Here is a 6,119-nt window from a genome sequence, read left to right as displayed (position 1 = left end):
TGATTGAGCACAATATGGATATTATTAAAGTTGCCGATTGGGTAATAGATCTTGGACCAGAAGGAGGGAAAAAAGGTGGTTTCTTAGTAGCAGAAGGAACACCAGAAGATATTGTAAAAGTAAAAGAATCGTATACAGCGCAATTCTTAAAAGAGAAATTATAACGAACAAAATGTATAAAACCGAGTATTAACTCGGTTTTTTATGGTGTAGTACATGTTGAATTATGATAAACAGGAAAATTGCATGAATTTGCAATAAAACACAATTCATTTGCTTTTTTATGCAAAGAAAGAGCGAGCTCAATTTGCGTTTCATCAGCAATAATAACTTCTGGAAATAAATTGACTACAATAATTTTTCCACTTCCATCTGCATTCACAACTAAAGTTGCTTCAGAATGATCAGTGTAAGAAATGACCTCAATTTTATGTTGAGCACAACAATATAAGTACGACATCATATGGCATGAAGTTAAACTACTTAATAACAAATCTTCGGGATTATATAGATTAGGGTTTCCCTTAAAAGCTTTTGCAGCCGATACTTCTAACTCTGGTTTTCCATCAATCAAAATATGATGACTTTTACTATAAAATTTAGTAGTACGATCGGTTGAAGGTTCTTTCTTAATCCAATTTAATGCAACTTTAAATAAATGTTTCAAGATGTAATTTTTACCAAAAATAAACGATAAAAAAAACACAACCAAGAATCCTTCGTTGTGCTTTTATTAATAATGAATTATATTTAAAATAATAATTTATTTTGCTTGCTTATCAATTTCATTTTGAATGATTTTCCAATCATATAATTGAAAAGTTTTTCCATTGCTCATTGCGACAAAAAATCCTTTTGGAAATTTAGTTCCGAAATTAAAATTTACAGCATCAGCTCCATCACATTCTATTGTAGAAACTGGAATTTTAGCAATTAATTTGTGTTCATTCGGATTTGTAGGCTCTCCTTGTCTTTTATAAACATTAAAATAATTTGCTTGTTGATCCGAAATCAAGATGTAACCATCTTTAGCTGAAGTTTTATAAATCGCAATACCTTCGTGATCTCGTTTAAAATCATTTTGTCCAAAAAAAGCTATTTCTTCGTTTCCTTTTTTAGGTTCAGCATAATATTTTCTAATTCCCGTTGTTTCATCTGCATAATAAATATACCCTAATTCTTCATCAACTGCGATTGCTTCAATTTCTTTTTTGCCAGAATAATTACCAAATTTTCGAACCAATGTAGTTGTAATTTGACCATTTTTTTCTTCAAGTAGATATTGATGGATATATTCGCCACTTGGCCCTTCTTTTCTTCCTACAATTGCATAAATTTTATTGTCTTTACTTTTGTATAATGCAATTCCCATTGGATCTCGTTGAGTTTCATTTTCAAATACATCAATTCCTCCATTGTCTATTAATTTGAAATCTGGTAAAGAAACAATTCTGATTTTGTTACTTGCACGTTCTGTCGTAACAGCAATATCAATTTCTTTTCCTTCAAAACTAAATCCGTAAGCGACATCTACATTATTTGGACGATTGAGTGGAGTAATTTTATGAATAATTTCACCATTAAGATTATAAGCATATAAACCTCCTGTATCTTCTTGTTTATCTGTTCCGATAATCATAGATTTTTCTGGATTTTTTTTATCAATCCAAATCGCAGGATCATCAGTGTCATTTGGTGTTTGTTGAGTTGTAACAGTTGGCTTTAATGCATTTTTTGGGATGGATGCTAATTTGGAAGATTCACACGAAAATATACTTCCAATTACTGATAAAGTGATGATTATTTTTTTCATACTATTTTATTTTAGAAATCAAATTTTAACCCCATTGTAAAACGTGGTTGATAATACTCAAGTTGTTTAGTTTGGTTTGATACGCCTTGGTAGTAACGTAATGGTTGATTGGTTAAATTATTTGCTTCTGCAAAAATTCGTAGGTTATTTGAAAATTTATAAGAAGCGTTTGCATCTATAAATAGTTGTTTGTCGTAATAACTATCTTCGAAAGCATTTCCTCCAATTTCGTCTAAATAAGCTGCCGTATAATTAAGAGAAACTCTTGCTGTAAATTTTTTATTCTCAAAAGATAATGATCCATTAAACATATGTGGAGCTGTTTTTGGTAAATCAAGATCTTCTCTCAAATCACCGTCTTCATTTGTTATTCCTTTGGCTTTAGAATCGGTGTATGTATAATTTAAATACACACCAAGATGTTTGAAAAATTCTCCTGGAATAAAATCTAATTGACGCTGAAAAGCTATTTCGAAGCCATAAACATTTACATGATCTCCGTTGCGCGCTTGAGTCATTTTCCAATTTTCACCGGTAGGAATTGGATTAGCAATATCAGGAAATAATGCATTAAAATTACTGCTTGTAAATGTATTGTTTTTATATGTGTATATAAAATCATTTAATTTTTTATAAAAGAATCCTCCCGAAACAATTCCAATATTTTCAAAATAATTTTCTAACATTAAATCGTAATTCATTGCATAAGTAGCTTTTAAATCAGGATTTCCTGCGTATAATTCAGAATCTTCTTTTAAAACGCTTACATATGGTGCTAAACTATAATAATTGGGACGAGCCAAACTCGTTGTAAATGCAGCTCTAAGAATAAAATCATTTGTGAATTTATGTTTCAAAGAAATACTTGGAAGTATGTTTGTATAATCATTTTTATGATTAATTTCTCCGATTAAATCTTCTTCATCTTGAACATAATTACCCGTATATTCGATAGACGTATTTTCTACTCGAACTCCAAGTATTACAGAAGTCATCGTAGATAAATCTTGATCCCAACGAATATATCCAGCCGAAATATTTTCTTTTGCTTTATAATTTGACGCTAAAAATTCAGACGGTTCTAAATTAGCATTAAATAATGATGGATTAGAAAGTGCTAAATTTCCTAAATTTTGATTCGAGTAAAAATAGCCAGCTTGATATTTTGAACCTGGGTTAAATTTAGAACTGCTCCAATCTACCGGATTTTGAGAATTTAAATTCCCCAAACCATCTATACTTTCGTATGAATAATAAATATTGTTTCGTTCTTTATTTTTTAAACGTAAACGCCCACCAAAACGTAAACGCCCTTTTTGGTTATCGATTACACTAAAAGGAACTCGGAAATTTAATTTCGCTCCAAATTCTTTTTCACTTGTATAATCATGTTGTTCAGACAAAGTTCCGACTTTGTATTTAGATAAATCTTCTGTAGATGTTGTAGAAACTAATGGATAGTTTGGATCGGATAAATCTTCTGTAAAACTAACGTTTTTTGCTCTGTAATCAGTATAACGCTCATTTGGTCTATCTTCGCTTGCTTTAGAAAAAGTTACCGCCCAATCCATATCAATTTTTGGAGATAACAAATGTTCTCCTTTTAAAGAAATATTATAAACTCTTTGATCTTCTAATCGTGCATTTTTATTGCGATTATTATTAATACCTCCTTTAGTCTCTCTTCTTATACTTCCTTTGTAATTGTTTGTTTTTTCGTCGTATTCTAAGTCTTTATATGTTACTCTATATCTGTTTTCTCTATCATCTCGCCAATTATAGATAGCAGATAAATCTATTCTATTGTTTTCATTGAATTGATAATCAGAAGATAAAGAAATACTTCTTCTTACACGTTGAATATCATATTTTCGAATCTGAAATTCAGACAAATAAGTTTTATCGCCATCTTTTTCCCAAACTGCCTCAATATTATCTGAACCAAAATTCTGAACTTGGTAACTTGCAGAAGCAACAACCCCTAACTTTTTATCAAAAAATCTATTTCCATATAAAAAAGCAGAATTGTATAATCCTTTTTCACGAATTGGAGCGTATCCTCCTGAAGCTGTAATAGAAATTCGCTCTTTATTTGGAACTGCACGTGTTATCAAATTCACAGCTCCACCAATTGCATCGGCATCCATGTCAGGCGTCAAAGTTTTATTTACTTCGATTGTAGATATCATTTCCGAAGGAATCAAATCCATTTGTACGTTACGGTTATCACCCTCTGCAGAAGGAATACGATCTCCGTTTAACATAACAGAATTTAATTCAGGTGAAAGACCTCTAATAATTATATTACGTGCTTCTCCTTGATCATTTTGCATCGTAATACCTGAAACACGTTTTAAAGCATCTCCAATATTAGAATCTGGAAAACGACCAACTTGATCAGAAGAAATAATATTTGTAATATTTCCATTGTTTTTCTGTTGATTTAATGCTTTTGCTTGACCTTTCAAAAAATCACCGATTACGACAACTTCATTTAATTCTCTACTTTCAGCATCTAAAGAGAAATTGATTACTGCAGTTTTATTTTCTGAAACTTCTATTTGTTTAGATATAGTTTCATAACCTAAATAATCAATATAAACAATGTATGTACCCGGATTTAGGTTTAGGAATTGATAATTTCCATTTTGATCAGAAATTGTGTATTTGTTTGTGTTTTCAATTCGTAGCCTAGCTCCTGGTAGAGAAAATTGATCAGTAGCATCAATAATTTTTCCAGAAATCACACCATTTTGAGCCAAAACCATAGGTCCTAACACAAGTAATGTGAGTTTTAATAAATGTTTCATGGTTCAATAATTTCAACAAAAGTACATTTGCAATATATCCTAATTGTTAAATCATCATTATGAAATATTTAACATTTCAGAAATAGTTTTTTTAATGATTGATCTAAATTATTCAATCTTTTATTTTAGAAAAATAGTGCGTAATTCGACATATAATCTACTTTTTTACTAATTATAGCTGGTTTCAAATGGTTACTTTTGTATCGATTATAATTAAACAAAATGTCTTTTTCTAGCTTTATCAATACCAATCAAAAACTTAATATAAAAAATGAAATTTTAGCAGGGTTAACTGTTGCGATGACCATGATTCCTGAGTCGCTTTCGTTTGCAATTTTAGCAGGTTTATCACCTTTAATTGGTCTTTATGGAGCCTTTATTATGGGAATTGTAACTTCAATTTTTGGAGGTCGACCAGCAATGGTTTCAGGAGGAGCAGGAGCGACGGTTATTACACTAATTGCCTTAAATGCGACTTATGGTGAACAATATATTTTTGCAGCAGTAGCATTGGCAGGTGTTTTTCAACTAATAGTGGGTATTTTTAAACTTGGAAGATTTGTTCGTTTAATTCCTCAACCTGTTATGTATGGTTTTCTAAACGGTTTGGCAATCGTGATCTTTATGTCACAAATCGAACAATTCAAATCAACATCAGAAGGGGTTACGCATTGGTTATCAGGCACATCTCTTTATATAATGTTAGGATTAACGTTTATCACCATTTTAATTGTTTACTTTTTTCCGAAAATAACTAAAGTAATTCCTGCTTCATTGGTTGCAATTCTGATCACTTTTTTGTTGGTTTTAGGTTTTCAAATTGATACTAAAACGGTAGGTGATATAGCAACCATCAAAGGAGAATTACCTGTTTTTCATATTCCAAGTGTTCCATTAACTTTAGAAACCTTTAAGATTATTTTACCGTATTCGATTATTATGGGATCGGTAGGATTGATAGAAACTTTACTTACACTAACGTTAGTTGATGAGGTGACAGAAAGCAAAGGGAACTCGAATAAAGAATGCATGGCGCAAGGTGTTGCTAATATGACCAATGGATTTTTTGGAGGGATGGGGGGATGCGCAATGATTGCACAAACTTTTGTCAATCTTGATGCAGGTTCACGATCTCGACTTGGTCCAGCAATAGGAGCAATAACAATCTTGGTTATTATTTTGGTTGGAGCGCCAATTATAGAAAAAATTCCGATGGCAGCTTTAGTTGGCGTGATGATGATGGTAGCAATTTCAACATTTAAATGGGGATTTTTTAAATTAATTACAAAAATGCCTAAATCAGATATTTTTGTAAGTGTTTTAGTTGCACTTATAACTGTTGTTCTTCATAATCTTGCTTTAGCTGTTTTTGTTGGAGTCATTGTTTCTGCTTTGGTTTTTGCTTGGGATAATGCGAAACGAATAAGAGCCAGAAAATCTATCGATGACAATGGTCGTAAAATTTATGAAATATATGGTCCACTTTTCTTTGGTTC

General features: G+C 31.1%; 4 protein-coding genes. 1 reads left to right on the top strand and 3 read right to left on the bottom strand.

Annotation, left to right across the window (positions count from 1 at the left end; translation table 11 throughout):
* Positions 1-202: 202 nt before the first annotated feature.
* The 3 genes from Q0616_RS05095 to Q0616_RS05085 form a co-directional block, all read right to left on the bottom strand.
* A complete protein-coding gene (locus Q0616_RS05095) occupies positions 203-670 on the bottom strand; it encodes an OsmC family protein (RefSeq protein ID WP_298775552.1) in 468 nt (155 codons plus the stop codon).
* A gap of 93 nt (positions 671-763) precedes the next feature.
* The gene (locus Q0616_RS05090) at positions 764-1,813 is read right to left on the bottom strand and encodes a phytase (protein ID WP_298775550.1); all 1,050 of its coding nucleotides are present in this window, start codon (positions 1,811-1,813) and stop codon (positions 764-766) included.
* A gap of 11 nt (positions 1,814-1,824) precedes the next feature.
* Positions 1,825-4,623 (bottom strand): TonB-dependent receptor, encoded by a 2,799-nt coding sequence (locus tag Q0616_RS05085; RefSeq protein ID WP_210766902.1) that lies wholly within the window; start codon positions 4,621-4,623, stop codon positions 1,825-1,827.
* Positions 4,624-4,845: 222 nt separating this feature from the next.
* On the opposite strand from Q0616_RS05085, the gene Q0616_RS05080 reads away from it, so the two are divergent.
* A partial coding sequence (locus tag Q0616_RS05080) for a SulP family inorganic anion transporter (RefSeq protein ID WP_298775547.1) occupies positions 4,846-6,119 on the top strand: 1,274 nt, incomplete at its 3' end.

The organism is uncultured Empedobacter sp. (assembly GCF_937930195.1).
GTDB lineage: Bacteria > Bacteroidota > Bacteroidia > Flavobacteriales > Weeksellaceae > Empedobacter > Empedobacter stercoris.
This window is presented reverse-complemented; position numbering and strand designations above follow the sequence as displayed.

What these genes read in the sequence shown, in the direction of transcription:
- Q0616_RS05090 (WP_298775550.1), bottom strand. Translation starts at nt 1,813, where the DNA reads ATGAAAAAAATAATCATCACTTTATCAGTAATTGGAAGTATATTTTCG.
- Q0616_RS05085 (WP_210766902.1), bottom strand. Translation starts at nt 4,623, where the DNA reads ATGAAACATTTATTAAAACTCACATTACTTGTGTTAGGACCTATGGTT.